Consider the following 16,378-nt stretch of genomic DNA (forward strand, 5'->3'; position numbering starts at 1 on the left):
AATGCCGCCCCACGGCGGCATTTCCTAGCTCTGGTTAGAAGGAGCGAGTTTAGCGGCGACTAGCGGCGTAGCGCGCATCATAATGCACCCCGCCAAACAAATACAGCATCAGGGTGCGAGAATAGCGCAAACTCAAGGGCGTGAACAGCAAAGAGAAGATGGCCACGGCCGTAATGTATACCCAAGTATCCGGGTCATCGAGCAGGTAGTACACCGCAAAACCGACGACCAGCATAATAGCCGTGGAAAAGGCAAAGCTGATATACATAGCTCCCCAATAAAACCCTGGCTCCGGTTCATAGGCTTGTCCGCATACTGGGCAGGCGGGCGGCATTTCGGTGAAATGCGCCAGGTTTAGGGCCGAGTGTGTGAACAGTTGCCCCTGGTGGCAGCGCGGACAGCGCTGCTGCAGAACGCTTACCAGGGTAGAATCGGAGTTAGCCATGGGCCGTTTTTTTCTTCTGCTGACTGTGACGGTACCAGAAATAACCAACCGTTCCAATCAGTACGTAGGGAATCGTCATCAGATACAAAATTCCCTTGTTGAGGCCGGTTGTGTCGTATCCGTCCTTCTCCTGGCGCGAAGCTTCCACCTGAGTTTTGCACATGGTGCACTGCGCTTGCACACTCAAGGGTAGTACACTCAACAACACTCCCAAAAACAAGGCTACCAGTCCGCTATAAACTACTTTTTTCATGACATCAACTGATTTCGTTGCAAGAATAACCGTCTGGGTGAGCTCCTGGTTCGTTACCAGAAGCCTTCATGAAGATGTTTGCGAAAAGTACTAGGTGTAGTAAGGCGCAATCATGAAGTACACAATTACGCCCGTAATAGAAACGTAGAGCCACACTGGGTAAGTCCAGCGGGCAATGCGGCGGTGCTTCTGAAATTGCTCAGTCAGGGCGAAATACAGCGTAAATAGCACCAGCGCTACGGTAATGGCCGCCAGCAGAATGTGGGTTATTAGGATGAAGTAGTAGACGCCGCGCATCAGGCCTACCCCACCGTATTTCGTCACAATGCCTTGGGAGTGGTACGCCACGTAAGACACCAGAAACAAGGAGCCCAGCAGGAAAGCCATGCCCATCATGGCGCGGTGCTTAGCTACGTTCTTGCGCCGGATGAAGTAGTAGCCCAGCATCAGGAAAACCGCCGTGAGGGAATTAAGCACGGCATTAACAGCCGGCAGCATTTTTACATTGGCGCCGGGAATACGAAAAACGCCGGGCAGAAAGTAAAGCACGGCCACGGCCAGGGGCACCACGGCTCCCAGGACGCCAGCGGCTATTTTGTACTTGGTGAAGTTGCCGGGGTTAACGGCAGTGTTATTGGTGGTCATAGGTGTAAAGCAACACTTCAATTTCGGTGATGAGGCGATTCACGTCCCGCTCGCTGGTCCCGTCGTAGCGGCCGCGCACGTGCCCGGCGCGGTCAACCAGAAAGACTTGCTGGCTGTGCAGGCTTCCGGGGTCAATGCTGGGTGCAAGACGGAACTCCTCAGTAGCTAACCGGGTAGCAACGGTTTTGTCACCAGTCAGGAAAAACCATTTGCCGGCAATGGCCCCGTACTCCTCGGCATAGCGCGCTAGCACCGCTACGGAATCGTGGGCCGGATCTACAGTAATTGATGCCAAAGCTACCCGGGGCTCCTGCCGAAACTTCTCCTGCACCCGCACTAATTGGCTGGTTACGCGCGGACAGGCGCCAGGGCAGGTGGTAAAGAAAAAATTAGCTACGTATAGGCCTTTCCGCTGCATCTCCTCCCCTGTCACTTCCCGGCCTGATTGCGACGCTAACCGAAAACCACCGATTTGGTGATAAACAGTATCGCGCTGCCACTTTCCCGCAACCTGAGTAGAGTCTACTCGGTCGGGCAGGAAAGTTGGCAGCGCGTAACGGTTGGTACCGAAGCTTTTGAGGAACAGGAAAGCCAGAACCGGGACCAGCAGAATCAGGCCCAACACTAAAACTTGTTGGGGCCGCATACTGCTAGCTGACTAGGTTCTGTACTGCCTCGCCGATGTAGGAGCCTTCCGTAATCAAGGCCACGAGCAGCCAGATGAGCAAAGACATTGGAATCAAGATGGTCCAAATCAGGCCCTTCGTCTCATGCTTCAAGTGCATGAATTCAGCCACGATAAAGAAGGCCTTGAAAATGGTCAGGATGATGAAGATGGAATTGCGGAACGTGCTGGCGGGCATGATGTAGGCAATAACAAATTCCAGTGCCGTAATAGCCGAAATAATCCAGAAGGTTTTCCAGATCCAGGCGGTATTGGGCTTAGGAATTTCGCCAGTCGGAGCAGGATCGTGCGTTGCGTGCTGAGCCATGGTAATGGAGTAGCTAAGGAAGTAAACACCGGGGCGAACAACTTCAGCAGTTGCTCGCCCCGGTACTCAATCAAATTAAACGAGGTAGAAGAAGGTGAAAACGAACACCCACACCAGATCTACAAAGTGCCAATACAGGCCAATTTTCTCCACCATTTCATAGTGGCCGCGCTTTTCAAACGTACCGTTCGTAGTGGCGATAAACGCCCAAATCAGCAGGCAAACGCCCGAGAATACGTGCGTGCCGTGGAAACCGGTGATGAAGAAGAACAGATCGGCAAACAGGACCGGGCCGTACTGGTTCATGGCCAGGTTAGCGCCGTGGAATACCGAGCCATCGTTCATCAGCGTGCCTTCCTGGGTGCCGTGGATGAAGTGGCTCCACTCCCAGGCCTGGCAGCTCAAGAAGGTAGCCCCGAATAATATCGTCCACAGCAGCCATTTCTGTACGTCCTTCTTGTCGAAGCGGTGACCAGCTTCTACTGCCAGTACCATCGTTACCGAGCTAAAGATGAGAATCATCGTCATCAAGGCCACGAAACCCAGCGGTAGGTGGTAACCGTGCAGACCGGGGAAGGCATCAAATACTTTCTCGGGGATGGGCCAGTAGTTGGACGAGAACTTGAAGGCTTCCGCCGTACCCTCGTACACGCCGTGGCGGTGACGAATCAGACCATACGTGGTGAGGAAGGCGGCGAACGTGAAGGCGTCCGACAACAGGAAGAACCACATCATCAGCTTGCCGTAGCTTGCTTTGAAAGGCTCGTTCCCGCCGTCCCAGGTGCCGGTGCGCGGCTTATCCAGGGCGGAATCAGAAATTACCTGCGTCGTGGAAATGGTGGACATAGCGTGCGGGGGTTGACGAAATTCTAGTGGTTCAAAAGTAGGAACAAATACAGGTACAACCAAAGCGCGCCAAGGTAGTGCCAGTAGATCGTGACGTTGCCGATGGAGAGCATCTGCCGGGAATGCACCTGATAGTTAAAGCTTTTACGCAATACGATCAGCAGAAAGATAAGTCCCGTAACCAGGTGAAATGCATGGACGCCGGTTAATACATACAGAAATGAGCCGGAAGGGTTGGCATCAGTGCCCGCAAAAAAGATGCGCTGCCCCACCAAGACGCCCCACAGTTCCCACTGCCCAATTAGAAAGGCAATACCTAGTACGGTGGTTAGGATAAGTGCCGTGCGCACTTGCTTGAGTTCATCCTTACGAGCCGCGAACCACGCCCACTGTACAGTCACGGAGCTAGCGGCCAAGATCAGGGTAGTAATCAGGAAGCCAAAGGGCAAATTGAATTCTAGCCAGTTGCCTTCGTTGCGCCGCACGATGTAAGCGCTGGTATACGCAGCGAAAATCATGAAGATGCTGACCATCATCAGCACCAGCACAAACCGCAACGGGTGAATTCCCGTGGCTGGCTGCTTGGTGTTTAATGCTTCGGAGGAATGCATAAAGAAGAAATGAGTTGTAGGACAAAAGAGTGTCAGCTAGTAAACATGAGTTGGCGACGCTTTGTCCCGCTTCTCACGGCTTAGTTTGCACTCTGAACCTGATTATATCTTATCCAGTACCAACGCTATCTGCACAATGGGCAGGTAGAGGAAGGAACCAAACATGATGCTCATGGCCGCCTTTTTACTGATGGTGCGCATGAGGTAGAAAGTCTGCATTAAGAACAATACTCCGCAAATAGCAGCTACCATAGGGTACGTAGTACTGGTCATGCCAAAGTAAAACGGCAGCAAGCTGAGCGGAATGAGTACCAGCGTGTACGTCATGATTTGAAACGCCGTGCGCAGGTCTTTTTTACCGGGTGTAGGCAGCATTTTGAAGCCCGCCTTCTTGTAGTCATCGTCTAGCACCCAGGCAATGGCCCAGAAGTGCGGAAACTGCCACATGAACTGAATTCCGAACAAGATCCACCCTTCTAACCCTAGGAAGCCCGTAGCCGCCACCCAGCCAATTAGCGGCGGCATTCCTCCTGGTATAGCCCCTACCGCTACACAAATAGGTGAAATTGTTTTCAGTGGGGTATAAATGAAGCCGTATAGAATTAGGGATATAAGGGAGAGAGCGGCAGCTACTGGGTTGAAAAAGTAGGCTAGCAAAGATAGTCCCGCTACTCCAAGAACTGCCACAAATACCCAGGCCTCCCGAATACTCAAAATCCCTAAAGGCAGTGGCCGCTGAGCCGTACGCTTCATCATTTTGTCCAGATCTATCTCAAAGATCTGGTTAATGGTGTTAGCCGAGCCCGTAACTGCCAATCCGCCCAGCATCACTAACGCTGCCCGCCCCCAGTTCAGCTCATGAGCGCCCAGCAAGTAGCCAATGGCGCTGGAAAAGGCCACCGTAAGCGCCAGGCGAAATTTAAGTAACTGGAAGAAAGCCCTAGCCTTACTCATCAACGGGTGGAACAGAGTGCGCGGCGAGAAGATGCGCCAAACGGGGCCGCAAAGTTACGCAACAACGGCCGGAGTAGCCACCTGCCGCCGCAACTTCGTGGCTTGCCGATACGCTACTACAGCTAAAAACTGAGCGCCAAAGAGTAAGGTAGCCAGCGTGAGGTGAACGGGCTGCACCGCGGCCGGGAATGAGAAGTAGGCTAAAACAATGCCCGCCACTATTTCCCCTCCTATCAAGACCAAAATGGCCGTGGCTAAACCATGTAGGCGGCGTGAGGGTAGTGTGTATAGCCGATACGCCAAGTATAAATTTATAAGCAGGAGCAGCGCCGAGAAAGAGCGGTGAAAACGAAACACATTGCCCAACTGCTCTACCCAGCTTCCTCGATTAAGGTAGTTAGCCGCCGAGGCAACCAGGTCAATTTGTTCACGCACCTGCGTACCCAATACAATCTGACCAAAAGTGAGCAATACAGCCAGCCACAACACACCAGATAGTCCTGTCACCTCTCGCACGGGACGCATTTCTGCTTCCAGCCCCCGCTGAGAGCGGTCAACGGCGTATAACAGCATAGCTACAATTACCAAGGCTAGGCCCATGTGAATGGTCACCATAATTGGCAGCAGATTCGTGGAAACCACTAATGAGCCCAGCCAGCCCTGTACTCCAGTCAAAAGGAAAGACGCTAAAGCTAGCCAGAACACCGCACGGTCGCGGCGCCAGTAGGGTAAGGCAAATAGCACTGTGCCAAAGACGAACACGCCAATCAGTGCTCCTACTAGTCGGTTCACGTATTCAATCCACGTTTTCACCGGGTTGAAATCAGTCTCAATGTACTGGGTAGGATGGGCAAAAATTTCACCAGCTACTTGATGAAAACCCAGGCGCTCCAGTTTCGCAGCCAACTTCTTGTTCTTTTCAACCCGTTGTGCAGTGTATACTTCCTTATAATTAGGGGGTAGTTGGCTAATGTGCGTAGGCGGTACCCAACTACCAAAGCACTTTGGCCAGTCGGGGCAGCCCATTCCGGAGCCAGTACTCCGAACTATACCACCAACCAAGATTAGAACGTACACGGCTGCTACCGTCAGAATTCCAACAAATCGGAAACGGCGCACGAATGTGGGAGTTGACATGCTGAACGTGACTAAGCAAGAAAATTCATTATATAAACTGCTGAATCAGCTTTTTGCTTATAAAACTGAAGGGAAACTCATCTCGGCGCAGCCGGTCCGAATTTCCCTTAGCGGAAGCAAATAAAACGGGCCGCCGTTGGTACAGCGGCCCGTTTAGGAGGCTAGTGCTCAAAGCACTTATTCCATTTCCTTCTCATATGGCAAGTTAGAAGACTGCGTCTGCGAGTATGGTATATGCTGGGGAATGAAGTCCTCAGCAGCACCAGGCTTGCTGTAGTCGTAGGGCCAGCGGTGTACGGCTGGAATTGCACCAGGCCAGTTGCCGTGGCCGGGTACTACCGGTGTCGTCCACTCCAGCGTCGTCGAATTCCAAGGATTCTCGGTAGCCCGACGACCACGGAAGATGCTGTAGAAGAAGTTGAAGATAAAAACGAACTGAGCGAAGAAGGCAATAATGGCAGCGGCCGAGATAAACTTGTTCAGATCAGCAAACTGGCTGAAGCTATCGAAGCCAGTCCAAGCGTAGTAGCGACGGGGGAAACCAGCGATACCAACATAATGCATCGGCAAGAACACCAGATATACACCGAGGAAGGTCAGCCAAAAGTGTACGTAGCCCAACTTCTCGTCCAGCATACGACCGAACATCTTCGGGAACCAGTGGTACACACCGGCAAACAAACCAAAGAAAGCCGACGAACCCATTACTAAGTGGAAGTGAGCTACCACAAAGTACGTGTTGTGCATCTGAATGTCGAGAGCAGCGTTACCTAGTACGATACCCGTCAGACCACCAGCAATGAACAACGATACGAAACCGATGGAGAACAACATAGCTGAGGTAAAGCGGATATTACCACGCCACAGGGTTGCCAACCAGTTAAAAGTTTTCACTGCTGAAGGAACGGCAATAATCAAAGTCAGGAACATGAAGACCGAACCCAGGAAAGGGTTCATACCCGTCACGAACATGTGGTGAGCCCACACAATAAAGGAGAGCAACGAAATACCCAACAGGGAGCCAATCATGGCGCGGTAACCGAAGATAGGTTTACGAGCATTCGTAGCCAGAATCTCGGATACCATACCCATAGCAGGCATAATTACGATGTACACCTCGGGGTGACCTAAAAACCAGAACAAGTGCTGGAACAGGATGGGCGAACCACCTGTGTTTGGCAATGCCTGACCGGCAATGTAAATGTCCGAAAGAAAGAACGAGGTGCCGAAGCTGCGGTCGAAAATCAGCAGTAGAGCTGCCGAAAAAAGTACCGGGAAAGAAAGCAGACCAAGAATAGCCGTCAAGAAGAAAGCCCAGATAGTGAGCGGCAGTTTGCTCATGCTCATGCCTTGGGTACGCAGGTTGATAACAGTAGTGATATAGTTTACACCACCCAACAACTGCGAAACAATGAACAAGGCCATAGATACCAGCCAGAATGTCTGACCAGCGCCCGAACCAGGAATAGCTTGAGGCAATGCGCTCAGCGGGGGGTAAATTGTCCAACCAGCAGAAGCAGGACCCGTTTCCAGGAACAGTGAAACGAACATAACTACACTGGAAGCAAAGAAGAACCAGTAGGAAAGCATGTTCATGAAGCCCGAAGCCATATCACGGGCACCAATTTGCAGCGGAATCAGGAAGTTGGAGAATGTACCCGACAAGCCAGCCGTCAGCACGAAGAACACCATGATGGTGCCGTGCATTGTCACCAATGCTAGGTAGAACTCTGGGTTCAGCTTACCAGCCTCAATCCATTTGCCCAAGAACGGAGAAAGCCATTCGAAGGTAGACTCGGGCCAACCCAGCTGCAGACGGAAGAGGCTCGACAGGGTACCACCAATAATTGCCCAGATAATACCTGTAATCAGGAATTGCTTAGCAATTACTTTATGGTCCGTGCTGAAGACATACTTCTGCAGAAAGCTTTGCTCGTGGTGCTCGTCGTGGTGCGCGTGCTCGTCGTGCGAAATACCCGGCTCGGTTACACCGGCGCCGCCTTGCACTTGCGCTTGAGTAGGAAGATTAGCAGCCATAGTAGAAGCGTGCAATTAAATGAGATTAGAGCGAAGCCTTGGCCGTAGCAGGAACTACAGCCGCCGCAGCTGGAGTAGTTTCTTTTTCAACCAGTTTATCCGACTTCTGTTTAAAGCTAGCCAGTACATCGGGATTTTGCTCCGAGAAAGACTTCTGCTGGGCAAACCAAGCAACATAGTCATCTGGTTCATCCACTACAATGTTCAGCTTCATAGCGAAGTGGCCACGTCCGCAAATCTGGTTGCAAGCCAATTCATAAGTGAATTTTGGATTGCCAGTTTGAGCACGCATTTCGTCAGTTGTCATGGTAGGCGTAAACCAGAACTTAGTCGGCATGCCAGGTACAGCGTACATCTGCACACGGAAATGAGGCATGTAGACAGCGTGCAGCACATCACGCGAACGAATCTTCAATAGCACTGGATGTCCCTTGGGAACGTGAATTTCAGGTGCCACGAAATCGTCGATGCCGTTTTGGTCGCTTAGGTCAAAACCAAACTCGTTGGTAGCATCAATCAGACGATAGTTAACTACACCAAGCTTCTGGTCGCGGCCGGGGTACCGAACTAACCAGTTAAACTGCTTGCCCATAACCTCTACCACTACGGCGTCCTTAGGAGCCGGACCAGTGATACGCGTCCATTCTTTCCAACCAGCGAATACCAAGCCTGCCATTACAATGGCAGGAATCAGCGTCCAGATTACTTCGATTTTGTTGTTATGTGGGAAGAAGAAAGCCCGACGGCCTTCCTTATGCTGATACTTGTAAGAATACACGAACAGCAATACCTGGGTCAGCGTGAACACAATGCCCAGGATAATCATGGTAGTCCAAAACATCCGTTCGGTGGCATGACCGTGTACGGAAGCAATGGGTGGGTTCATCTTATCGTAGTTGTCAGCAAAAGACCACGCAAAAGCAGCTCCTCCAACAACTAGGAATATGATGAAAAGAATGGCGTTTACACGGTTGCTAACCCCTACTTCTCGGGTTGAGCTACCCGAAAAGATTGAAGTTAGAATCTGGAGGCGGAACAGCAGGCCAAACACGACCAGCAGCAACACCAGCACCAGAAGAATACCAAGAGTAGTCATTATCAGGAGGTAGAAGTGAGTACTGAGAGCGAGTGGTGAGAAGAGAAGAGCTTCATTCCTCTCCACTCCCAACTCAGCGGCTGAAATCAGGTGGTGTGGTGGACGCTTTCATCCAAGAACGGATGGTGAACCGGTACTAAGGACGCCTGAGAAAGGCGCTTCGTCATTAGAAGCAAGAATGCACCAAGGAAGATCAAAGCCGTGCCAATCTCAATTACAAACCCGTTTTCGGCCTTCATCGTTCCGGGCATCAGCATTAGATAGAAGTCCGACCAGTGACCAATTAGAATAGCAATGCTTACAATTTTGAGCATGATCATTTGCCGCTTTGCATCCCGAGTCATGAGCACTAGAAAGGGGAATGCAAAGTTGATAATCAGGTTGCCAAAGAACATCCAAGTATACTGGCCGTTGAAGCCGCCTAAGCGCTGATTGTAATACACTGATTCTTCAGGCAGGTTAGCATACCAGATCAGCATGAACTGGGAGAACCACACGTAGGTCCAGAAGATGCTGAAGCCAAACATGAACTTACCTAAGTCGTGCAAGTGGCCTTCTTTCACAAAACGCAGGTAGCCGGCTTGCTTAAGCAGAATGGTGCACAGTGTTACGGCAGCAATACCTGATACCCACCAAGAGGCGAATACGTACCAGCCGAACATAGTAGAAAACCAGTGCGTGTCAACCGACATTACCCAGTCCCAGGCGGAAATCGACGACGTAACCGCGTAGATAACTAGGAACAAAGCCGAGACATTGATGCTCTTGTGAAAGTACTCAGTACCACCATTTAGGTCTTCGGCCAATGATAGGTCACGCAGGCGTTTAGTGAAGAACGCCCACAGGCCTAGGAACAAGACCATCCGAATCAGATAGAACGGAATATTCAAGAACCCCGACTTACCAGCAATAATTGCGTCGTAGTTGGCATTGCCTTTTTCCATGATGCCAGGCATCGTCCAATGGAAGATGTCATTGTTAATCAAGCTTACCAGAAATACGGCAACCATGATTACCAAGCCAGGAAGCAGCCAAGCACTAAGTGCTTCGTTGATACGCTTAATCAGCACCGACCAGCCAGCGTAAGCGACATACTGAATAGCCATGAACACCGTACCAATGGCTGAAACGCCGGTAAAGAATACGTTGTTATGCCAAAGGCTTACGATAAGGCGTTTCAGCCAAGCGGGGCTACCGTGGTGACCAGCAGCGGGGCCGGCCCCGTGGCTAGTAGCGCCATGCGCAGCTGCGGCACCTTCGTGGTGCTCAGCGCCAATTCCTAAAGCAGCCAGCAATAAGCCGATTGCTAGAACAATGACACCGGCTACGATGATCAGGATAAACTTTTTACGAGCATTCGGCGAAACCTCCAGGTATTCAGCCGTAACGCTTTCGTGATGCGTCAGAGTTGCCATAGGAGTAGATTAAAGTGCCGTGCCGTTACGTGCTTTGTCACCTGCGCCAGGAGTCTGAGAGGCCTTATCGGCCTGAGCTTCCTGTACGGGTGCTTGCGTTTGAGAATCGGTAGTCTGCGAGGAATCCGCAACAGAGGCATTCGCCACACCGCTAGCCTTGAGGAAATCAGTCATTCCATCTGGGCCTTTACCTTGCTGCAGCATGCGAACGTACATGGCAATTTTCCAGCGTTCCTGCGGATTGACCTGGGAGCCGTGGGGCATCATACGGCCTTTTCCCCATTGAATAACGTGGTAAATATGCCCGTCATTCATGGTTTTGTAGGTCCCTACCGAGTAATTCGGAACACCTTTGAATTTCGCTCCTACCGGTCCATCACCAGCCCCCGATTCGCCGTGGCAATGCTGGCAATTACGGACGTAGAGCGTTTTGCCTTCCTCCAAAGCGTCTTTGGTGTAGGAGTAAGGATTGCGCAGGCTTGTTTCAGCCGTAGCAATATCATCCTTGGCAATGTGCGTGTAGTAGTTGGCTTTTCCACGCGGCACTGTTCCTATTGCCGGAACGCGCATGTTCAGGCCCATGGGATTTATCTTGTTGGATTGCTCCTGCTTCAACGGCTCATACGGAAGTGAGGCGTACATCTCAGGAGCATATTCCAAACCGGGGTCATCGGCTCGGTTGCAGGCGGTGGTGAACACCGATGCCAGCAGAACCGCCGACGCTTGCAGAGTTACTTTCAGCGAATGCGTCATTAGAACTTAGACATTTCTTTTTGGTTCACCTCCGAAGCACCATTATTACGCAGCAACTGAGTTAGCTTCGTCATATCGGTGTTCTCATTTACTTCGATAGCCATCACAAACTTGTCGTCTGTTGAGCGCACATCCAGCACGGGTGTTTTCCAACGCGGATAAAGCTTGCTGATGGTATAGAAAGTAATCACCATACCGTGGCAGCAAAACAGTACCGTCAATTCGAAGGATACAGGAATAAAAGCCGGTAGGGCAATGTGAGGCTTACCACCGATGATCATAGGCCAGTCAAAACCCAGCATATAGATCTGCATCCAGAGGGCAAAGCTCAACCCAGTGAGGCCGAAAAAGAAGGCCGCAATAGGAAGGCGTGAACGCTCAATACCAAGAGCGTCATCTATTCCGTGGATGGGGAATGGCGTAAAAACTTCGTAGATCTTAACGCCCGCTTCGCGGACGTTTTCAACGGCGTGCAGCAGCACGTCTTCGTCGTCGAAGATGCCGAGGGCGAAGCGCTTAGTCATGCTTATCGTAGTTTACAGAGGCCGAGGCGGGAACTCCGTGGGTGGTAGCAGGCTGAGGAGTGTGGTGATGCGGATCGTGACCGGTGTACGTCGGGCCATTATCCACTGTGTACTTCAATACCGACTTCACTTCGGCCATGTTAATCACGGGGAAGAACTTGGCGAATAGCAGGAACAGGGTGAAGAATAGACCAATCGTGCCCACGTAAATACCGATATCGATAATGGAGGGTGAGAACATTACCCAGCTCGAAGGCAGGTAGTCGCGGTGTAGTGAGGTTACGATAATTACGAAGCGCTCGAACCACATACCGATGTTCACAATGATGGACAGTATGAAAGTCAGAGGAATGCTATAACGTACGCGGCGGATCCACACCAACTGCGGAGTGATTACGTTGCAGGTCATCATCGACCAGTAAGCCCACCAGTAAGGACCCGTGGCCCGGTTAATGAAGGCGTACTGCTCAAACTCAACTTGGGAGTACCAAGCAATGAAGAATTCAGTGATATACGCTACCCCCACAATGGAGCCCGTTATCATCATGATTTTGTTCATGAGGGCAATGTGCTCAATCGTGATGTAGTCTTCCAGCTTGAATACTACACGGGTAATCAGCATCAGCGTGAGCACCATGGCGAAGCCGGAGAAGATTGCACCCGCAACGAAGTAGGGAGGGAAGATGGTAGTATGCCAACCCGGTACAACCGAAGTTGCGAAGTCCATCGATACGATGGTGTGTACCGATAGTACCAGCGGGGTAGAAACACCGGCCAGAATCAGCGAAACCGTTTCGTAGCGCGACCAGTGCTTAGCCGAACCTTTCCAGCCAAAGCTCAACAGCGAGTAAGCAACTTTAGCAATTGGACCTTTGGCCCGGTCACGAATAGTAGCAAAGTCAGGAACCAGACCCGTATACCAGAACACCAGCGACACAGAGAAGTAGGTCGAAATGGCAAACACGTCCCACAACAGTGGTGAGTTAAAGTTTACCCACAGCGAACCGAAAGTATTCTGGAAAGGAAATACCCAGAAAGCCAGCCAGGGGCGGCCCATGTGCAAAACTGGGAACATCGCCGCGCAGATTACAGCGAAGATGGTCATTGCCTCAGCTGCCCGGTTAATGGAGGTACGCCATTTCTGACGGAATAGTAGCAATACTGCTGAAATCAGGGTGCCGGCGTGACCGATACCTACCCACCACACGAAGTTGGTGATGTCCCAAGCCCAACCAACGGTTTTGTTTAGGCCCCACTCTCCGATACCATACCATAGGGTGCGGTAAACGGAATAGAAGAAGACACCGAGGAGTAAGAGGGCGACACTCAAAGCGGCCATCCAGCGGATGTTTGGGGCGGCTTCTACCTGGCGACACACGTCCTGAGTGACGTCGTGGTACGTTTTCCCCCCGGTAACGAGCGGCTCCCGTACAGGCGATACGTGCTGCATAGTTTTTTGGACTTAAAGGAGTAGATGGGGAGGGCAATACTACACTAGGCACTACTGCCCTCCCCCGTGGCTCAAATTCTAGGCGTTAAACTCCGACGACTCCGTGTTTCGGATCTTCGTCAGGTACGTGATGTTCGGCTGCGTGTTGATGGTGTCAAGCACGTGGAATGCACGCTCACCATCTTCGCGACGCAGAATCTGCGATATACGGGAGTTGGGGTCGCGCATGTCGCCGAACACGATGGCCTGCGTGGGGCAGGACTGGGCGCAGGCTGAAACAACCTCGCCATCCTGCGGACGACGCTTCTGCTTCTTAGCTTCCAGTTTACCGAGCTGGATCCGTTGCACGCAGAACGAGCACTTCTCCATTACACCGCGGGCCCGAACCGTTACTTCCGGGTTCAACACCATGCGGCCGAGGTCAGTGAACATGTGGCCGTTCACAGTTTCGAACTTCTCGTTAGAGTAGTACGAGAACCAGTTGAAACGACGCACTTTGTACGGACAGTTGTTAGCGCAATAACGCGTACCTACGCAACGGTTGTAGGTCATCTGGTTGAGACCTTCCGAGCTGTGCGTAGTAGCTAATACTGGGCACACCGTTTCGCAGGGAGCATGGTTGCAGTGCTGACACAGCATGGGCTGGAAAATCACCTGCGGGTTCTCCGAAGGATCTTCCATGGCTGCATAGGTATCTAGCTTGCCTTTATCTTCGAAGTCTGACTTGTGCGCAGCGGAGCTGTAGTATCGGTCGATACGCATCCAGTGCATTTCGCGCCGGTTGATTACCTCCTGCTTGCCAACTACGGCAACGTTATTTTCAGCCTGACACCCAATCACGCATGAGCCGCAGCCAATGCAGGAGTTGAGGTCGATGGCCATACCCCAATGGTGGTTCTTATACTCGTAGTCCTGCCACAGAGAAACCTTGTTGGGCTTCTCCAAGCCTTCGGGGGTAGAAATCTTTTCGTATTCCGTTACCTCCTTGGGGTCTTTGATGTACTGCTTCAGCGTAGCTTCTTGAACTACCTGCTTGCGGTCCATGATGGTGTGGTGAGTCTGCGTCTGCGCAATTGGCGACTTAGCTCCCGTGGGGGTAATTTGAACGGCGTTGCTGTAGATGATGGCATCATTGCGCATCGTAGCCAGCGGTAGCACGTTCTCGCCAATTTCATTGGCCACTTTACCACCGCGCACCCGGCCGTACCCTAATGCAATGCCTACAGTTCCTTTGGCCTGGCCTGGCTGAATCAGCACGGGCAACTCAACTGATTTACCGTTGGCTGTAACCTTAACTACGTCGCCTTGCTCCCACTTCTGCTCAGCAGCGTAGGCACGTGGTACTGTCACGTAGTTACCCCAAGTGGCTTTTGTTACCGGATCAGGCAACTCTTGTAACCAGGGATTATTTGCGAAGAGGTTCGAACCGTTACCGATACCTACCTTTTCATAAATTACTAGCTCAATGCCCGAAGGCTTGGGTGCCGACTTGATGGCACTGATAGCTCCATTGACGTCTAAAGCGGCACCAACTTGAGCTACTGGAGCTGGGGAAGCTGTTCCCGTAGCCACACCATCGTGCACTGCTTTGTCCCAAGCTTTGTTAAAGTCACCGCCCAGTACACCTTGCCACTGCGTGCGCAAGTAGTTGTAGTAAGTGGTGGGGCTGCCGGCCCAAGTCAGCAGTGAATCCTGCGCCTGACGGGTAGCAAATAGCGGAGTAATTACGGGCTGCGCGATGCTCAAAGAGCCACGTTTTGGCTCGTAGTCATTCCATGACTCCAGGAAGTGATGATCGGGAGCAGCATACGTGCATAGCTCGCCGGTCTCATCCAGCCGGTCGTTAAGCGAAATTGTAGTCTTAACCTTACCAGCCTTCAAGGCGGCGGCCAGGTCAGCACCCATGGGGTGGTCGAACACAGGGTTGGCATGGTAGAAAACAACCGCACCTATCTGACCATTTTTGATGTCATTGAGCAACCGAGCCATCCGAGCATCGTCGCCTTGGCGAACCATGGAAGGATTCGCAACATCAACAGCAGCTGAACCAAGGCGCTGATTAATGGCCGTTACCAGTGTTTGAATAGCCGGGTCGTTAGAGCCTGCTACTACCAAGCCACGCGCGCCGGCCCGGCTCAGCTCAGAGATGGCCGTCTGCAGACGCTTATCGGTTGAAGTAGCACCGCCGACCAAGCCGTTATAGACTGCCAGTACTGCCTCTCCCATTTCTGAGGGCTTGAGCGGTATGCGCACGTCGGCATTGGAGCCGGTCAGCGACATATTGCTCTCAAACTGGAAGTGACGAGACATTGTCTGTTTCTCGCGCGACACCTTGCGGTTTGTGATGTACTGGCGAGCGTACTCAACCGGTGACAACCACGTGCCTAGGAAATCAGCACCGAAGCTCACGATTACATCGGCCTTGCTGAAGTCGTAGGCTGGTAGGAGTCCACCATTAGCCCGTAACAGACCGGAAGCCGAATCGACGTCATACATTACGTGCTCAGTACCCGCGAAACGGGCGCCAAACTCAGCAATAACCTTCTTGGTAGAAGGGCTGATGATGGTAGGAGATACAATAGCTACGCGGCCAGCGCCAGCCAAAGCATTACGTACCTCCTGGTCCAACTGATCCTTGTCAATCTTAACTCCCTTTTTAGCGAAGTGCTGCAGACGACCGCCATCGTAGAGGCTGAGTACTACCGCCTGGGCACGAGCCGATAAACCACCACGGGTAATGGGCGATTCGGGGTTGCCTTCAAACTTAATCGGACGACCCTCGCGGGTTTTCACCAGGATACTGTTGTAATCCTGGCCGTTGAAGAAGGTGGAAGCGTAAAAGTTGGCAATACCCGGATCAACCTCTTCTGGCTTGTTGAGGTAGGGAATAGCCTTTCGAATGGGGGTTTCGCAGCTGGCGAGGGTGGCAGCGGCAAGACCGAAGCCCATTAGTTTAAGGAAGTCGCGGCGGGGCGCAACCGTGGCATCAGCGCTGCCATGGGATTCTTTCACCGGCAGGAAGTCAGCAAACTCAGTGAGTGCATTCTTCACGAACTCCGGTGAGTTCTCCAGTTCCTCAATTCCCTTCCAGTACTTAGGCGACTCTTGCATCGTGTTTTTGGAACTTAGGGTCTTAGAGACTTAGGGACGCGGATATCAGCTCCGTACGGTCTCTAAGCAGGCTTTTTTAAAGGGAAGTGGGGTCTCCAGCTCTAGGAAT

16 protein-coding genes are annotated in these 16,378 nt (G+C 51.9%); all 16 read right to left on the bottom strand.

All coding sequences use genetic code 11. The annotated features are described in order from the left end of the window. Positions 1-49: 49 nt before the first annotated feature. Positions 50-445, bottom strand: a complete 396-nt coding sequence (locus tag MWH26_RS12900; protein ID WP_247974613.1) for a DUF983 domain-containing protein — start codon at positions 443-445, stop codon at positions 50-52. Then, positions 438-698: a CAMCR motif-containing small membrane protein gene (locus MWH26_RS12905; protein ID WP_188559167.1), complete on the bottom strand. Its 261-nt coding sequence runs from the start codon at positions 696-698 to the stop codon at positions 438-440. The genes MWH26_RS12900 and MWH26_RS12905 overlap by 8 nt, the downstream gene beginning before the upstream one ends. A gap of 90 nt (positions 699-788) precedes the next feature. Then, positions 789-1,343: a DUF420 domain-containing protein gene (locus MWH26_RS12910; RefSeq protein WP_247974614.1), complete on the bottom strand. Its 555-nt coding sequence runs from the start codon at positions 1,341-1,343 to the stop codon at positions 789-791. Then, positions 1,330-1,989: an SCO family protein gene (locus MWH26_RS12915; RefSeq protein ID WP_247974615.1), complete on the bottom strand. Its 660-nt coding sequence runs from the start codon at positions 1,987-1,989 to the stop codon at positions 1,330-1,332. Before MWH26_RS12915 ends, MWH26_RS12910 begins: the two co-directional genes overlap by 14 nt. A 4-nt stretch (positions 1,990-1,993) precedes the next feature. Beyond that, positions 1,994-2,335: a cytochrome C oxidase subunit IV family protein gene (locus MWH26_RS12920; RefSeq protein ID WP_244697028.1), complete on the bottom strand. Its 342-nt coding sequence runs from the start codon at positions 2,333-2,335 to the stop codon at positions 1,994-1,996. Positions 2,336-2,410: 75 nt separating this feature from the next. Further along, positions 2,411-3,181, bottom strand: a complete 771-nt coding sequence (locus MWH26_RS12925) for a cytochrome c oxidase subunit 3 (RefSeq protein ID WP_247974616.1) — start codon at positions 3,179-3,181, stop codon at positions 2,411-2,413. 23 nt (positions 3,182-3,204) lie between these two features. Continuing rightward, entirely contained in the window at positions 3,205-3,792 is a 588-nt protein-coding gene (locus MWH26_RS12930) for a cytochrome c oxidase subunit 3 (RefSeq protein ID WP_247974617.1), read from the bottom strand. A 102-nt stretch (positions 3,793-3,894) separates the two neighbouring features. After that, positions 3,895-4,746, bottom strand: coding sequence for a heme o synthase (gene cyoE / locus MWH26_RS12935; RefSeq protein WP_247974618.1), 852 nt, complete (start codon positions 4,744-4,746; stop codon positions 3,895-3,897). A gap of 54 nt (positions 4,747-4,800) precedes the next feature. Then, the gene (locus MWH26_RS12940; RefSeq protein ID WP_262921954.1) at positions 4,801-5,883 is read right to left on the bottom strand and encodes a COX15/CtaA family protein; all 1,083 of its coding nucleotides are present in this window, start codon (positions 5,881-5,883) and stop codon (positions 4,801-4,803) included. A gap of 177 nt (positions 5,884-6,060) precedes the next feature. Then, on the bottom strand, positions 6,061-7,920 hold the full coding sequence (locus MWH26_RS12945; RefSeq protein WP_244697032.1) for a cytochrome c oxidase subunit I: 1,860 nt from the start codon (positions 7,918-7,920) through the stop codon (positions 6,061-6,063). A 25-nt stretch (positions 7,921-7,945) separates the two neighbouring features. Next, on the bottom strand, positions 7,946-9,016 hold the full coding sequence (locus tag MWH26_RS12950; protein WP_247974619.1) for a cytochrome c oxidase subunit II: 1,071 nt from the start codon (positions 9,014-9,016) through the stop codon (positions 7,946-7,948). 86 nt (positions 9,017-9,102) lie between these two features. Further along, complete coding sequence (locus MWH26_RS12955) at positions 9,103-10,431, bottom strand: quinol:cytochrome C oxidoreductase (protein ID WP_244697034.1); 1,329 nt, start codon at positions 10,429-10,431, stop codon at positions 9,103-9,105. A gap of 9 nt (positions 10,432-10,440) precedes the next feature. Beyond that, positions 10,441-11,184 (bottom strand): c-type cytochrome, encoded by a 744-nt coding sequence (locus MWH26_RS12960; protein WP_311136862.1) that lies wholly within the window; start codon positions 11,182-11,184, stop codon positions 10,441-10,443. Beyond that, complete coding sequence (locus MWH26_RS12965; RefSeq protein WP_244697035.1) at positions 11,184-11,708, bottom strand: DUF3341 domain-containing protein; 525 nt, start codon at positions 11,706-11,708, stop codon at positions 11,184-11,186. The genes MWH26_RS12960 and MWH26_RS12965 overlap by 1 nt, the downstream gene beginning before the upstream one ends. Next, positions 11,701-13,158, bottom strand: coding sequence for an NrfD/PsrC family molybdoenzyme membrane anchor subunit (nrfD, locus tag MWH26_RS12970; RefSeq protein ID WP_247974620.1), 1,458 nt, complete (start codon positions 13,156-13,158; stop codon positions 11,701-11,703). The genes MWH26_RS12965 and nrfD overlap by 8 nt, the downstream gene beginning before the upstream one ends. Before the next feature lie 78 nt (positions 13,159-13,236). Next, on the bottom strand, positions 13,237-16,269 hold the full coding sequence (locus MWH26_RS12975) for a TAT-variant-translocated molybdopterin oxidoreductase (protein ID WP_247974621.1): 3,033 nt from the start codon (positions 16,267-16,269) through the stop codon (positions 13,237-13,239). Positions 16,270-16,378: the final 109 nt, after the last annotated feature.

The organism is Hymenobacter sublimis (genome assembly GCF_023101345.1).
Taxonomy (GTDB): Bacteria; Bacteroidota; Bacteroidia; order Cytophagales; family Hymenobacteraceae; genus Hymenobacter; species Hymenobacter sublimis.

What these genes read in the sequence shown, in the direction of transcription:
- MWH26_RS12900 (WP_247974613.1), bottom strand. Translation starts at nt 445, where the DNA reads ATGGCTAACTCCGATTCTACCCTGGTAAGCGTTCTGCAGCAGCGCTGT.
- MWH26_RS12905 (WP_188559167.1), bottom strand. Translation starts at nt 698, where the DNA reads ATGAAAAAAGTAGTTTATAGCGGACTGGTAGCCTTGTTTTTGGGAGTG.
- MWH26_RS12910 (WP_247974614.1), bottom strand. Translation starts at nt 1,343, where the DNA reads ATGACCACCAATAACACTGCCGTTAACCCCGGCAACTTCACCAAGTAC.
- MWH26_RS12915 (WP_247974615.1), bottom strand. Translation starts at nt 1,989, where the DNA reads ATGCGGCCCCAACAAGTTTTAGTGTTGGGCCTGATTCTGCTGGTCCCG.
- MWH26_RS12920 (WP_244697028.1), bottom strand. Translation starts at nt 2,335, where the DNA reads ATGGCTCAGCACGCAACGCACGATCCTGCTCCGACTGGCGAAATTCCT.
- MWH26_RS12925 (WP_247974616.1), bottom strand. Translation starts at nt 3,181, where the DNA reads ATGTCCACCATTTCCACGACGCAGGTAATTTCTGATTCCGCCCTGGAT.
- MWH26_RS12930 (WP_247974617.1), bottom strand. Translation starts at nt 3,792, where the DNA reads ATGCATTCCTCCGAAGCATTAAACACCAAGCAGCCAGCCACGGGAATT.
- cyoE (WP_247974618.1), bottom strand. Translation starts at nt 4,746, where the DNA reads ATGAGTAAGGCTAGGGCTTTCTTCCAGTTACTTAAATTTCGCCTGGCG.
- MWH26_RS12940 (WP_262921954.1), bottom strand. Translation starts at nt 5,883, where the DNA reads ATGTCAACTCCCACATTCGTGCGCCGTTTCCGATTTGTTGGAATTCTG.
- MWH26_RS12945 (WP_244697032.1), bottom strand. Translation starts at nt 7,920, where the DNA reads ATGGCTGCTAATCTTCCTACTCAAGCGCAAGTGCAAGGCGGCGCCGGT.
- MWH26_RS12950 (WP_247974619.1), bottom strand. Translation starts at nt 9,016, where the DNA reads ATGACTACTCTTGGTATTCTTCTGGTGCTGGTGTTGCTGCTGGTCGTG.
- MWH26_RS12955 (WP_244697034.1), bottom strand. Translation starts at nt 10,431, where the DNA reads ATGGCAACTCTGACGCATCACGAAAGCGTTACGGCTGAATACCTGGAG.
- MWH26_RS12960 (WP_311136862.1), bottom strand. Translation starts at nt 11,184, where the DNA reads ATGACGCATTCGCTGAAAGTAACTCTGCAAGCGTCGGCGGTTCTGCTG.
- MWH26_RS12965 (WP_244697035.1), bottom strand. Translation starts at nt 11,708, where the DNA reads ATGACTAAGCGCTTCGCCCTCGGCATCTTCGACGACGAAGACGTGCTG.
- nrfD (WP_247974620.1), bottom strand. Translation starts at nt 13,158, where the DNA reads ATGCAGCACGTATCGCCTGTACGGGAGCCGCTCGTTACCGGGGGGAAA.
- MWH26_RS12975 (WP_247974621.1), bottom strand. Translation starts at nt 16,269, where the DNA reads ATGCAAGAGTCGCCTAAGTACTGGAAGGGAATTGAGGAACTGGAGAAC.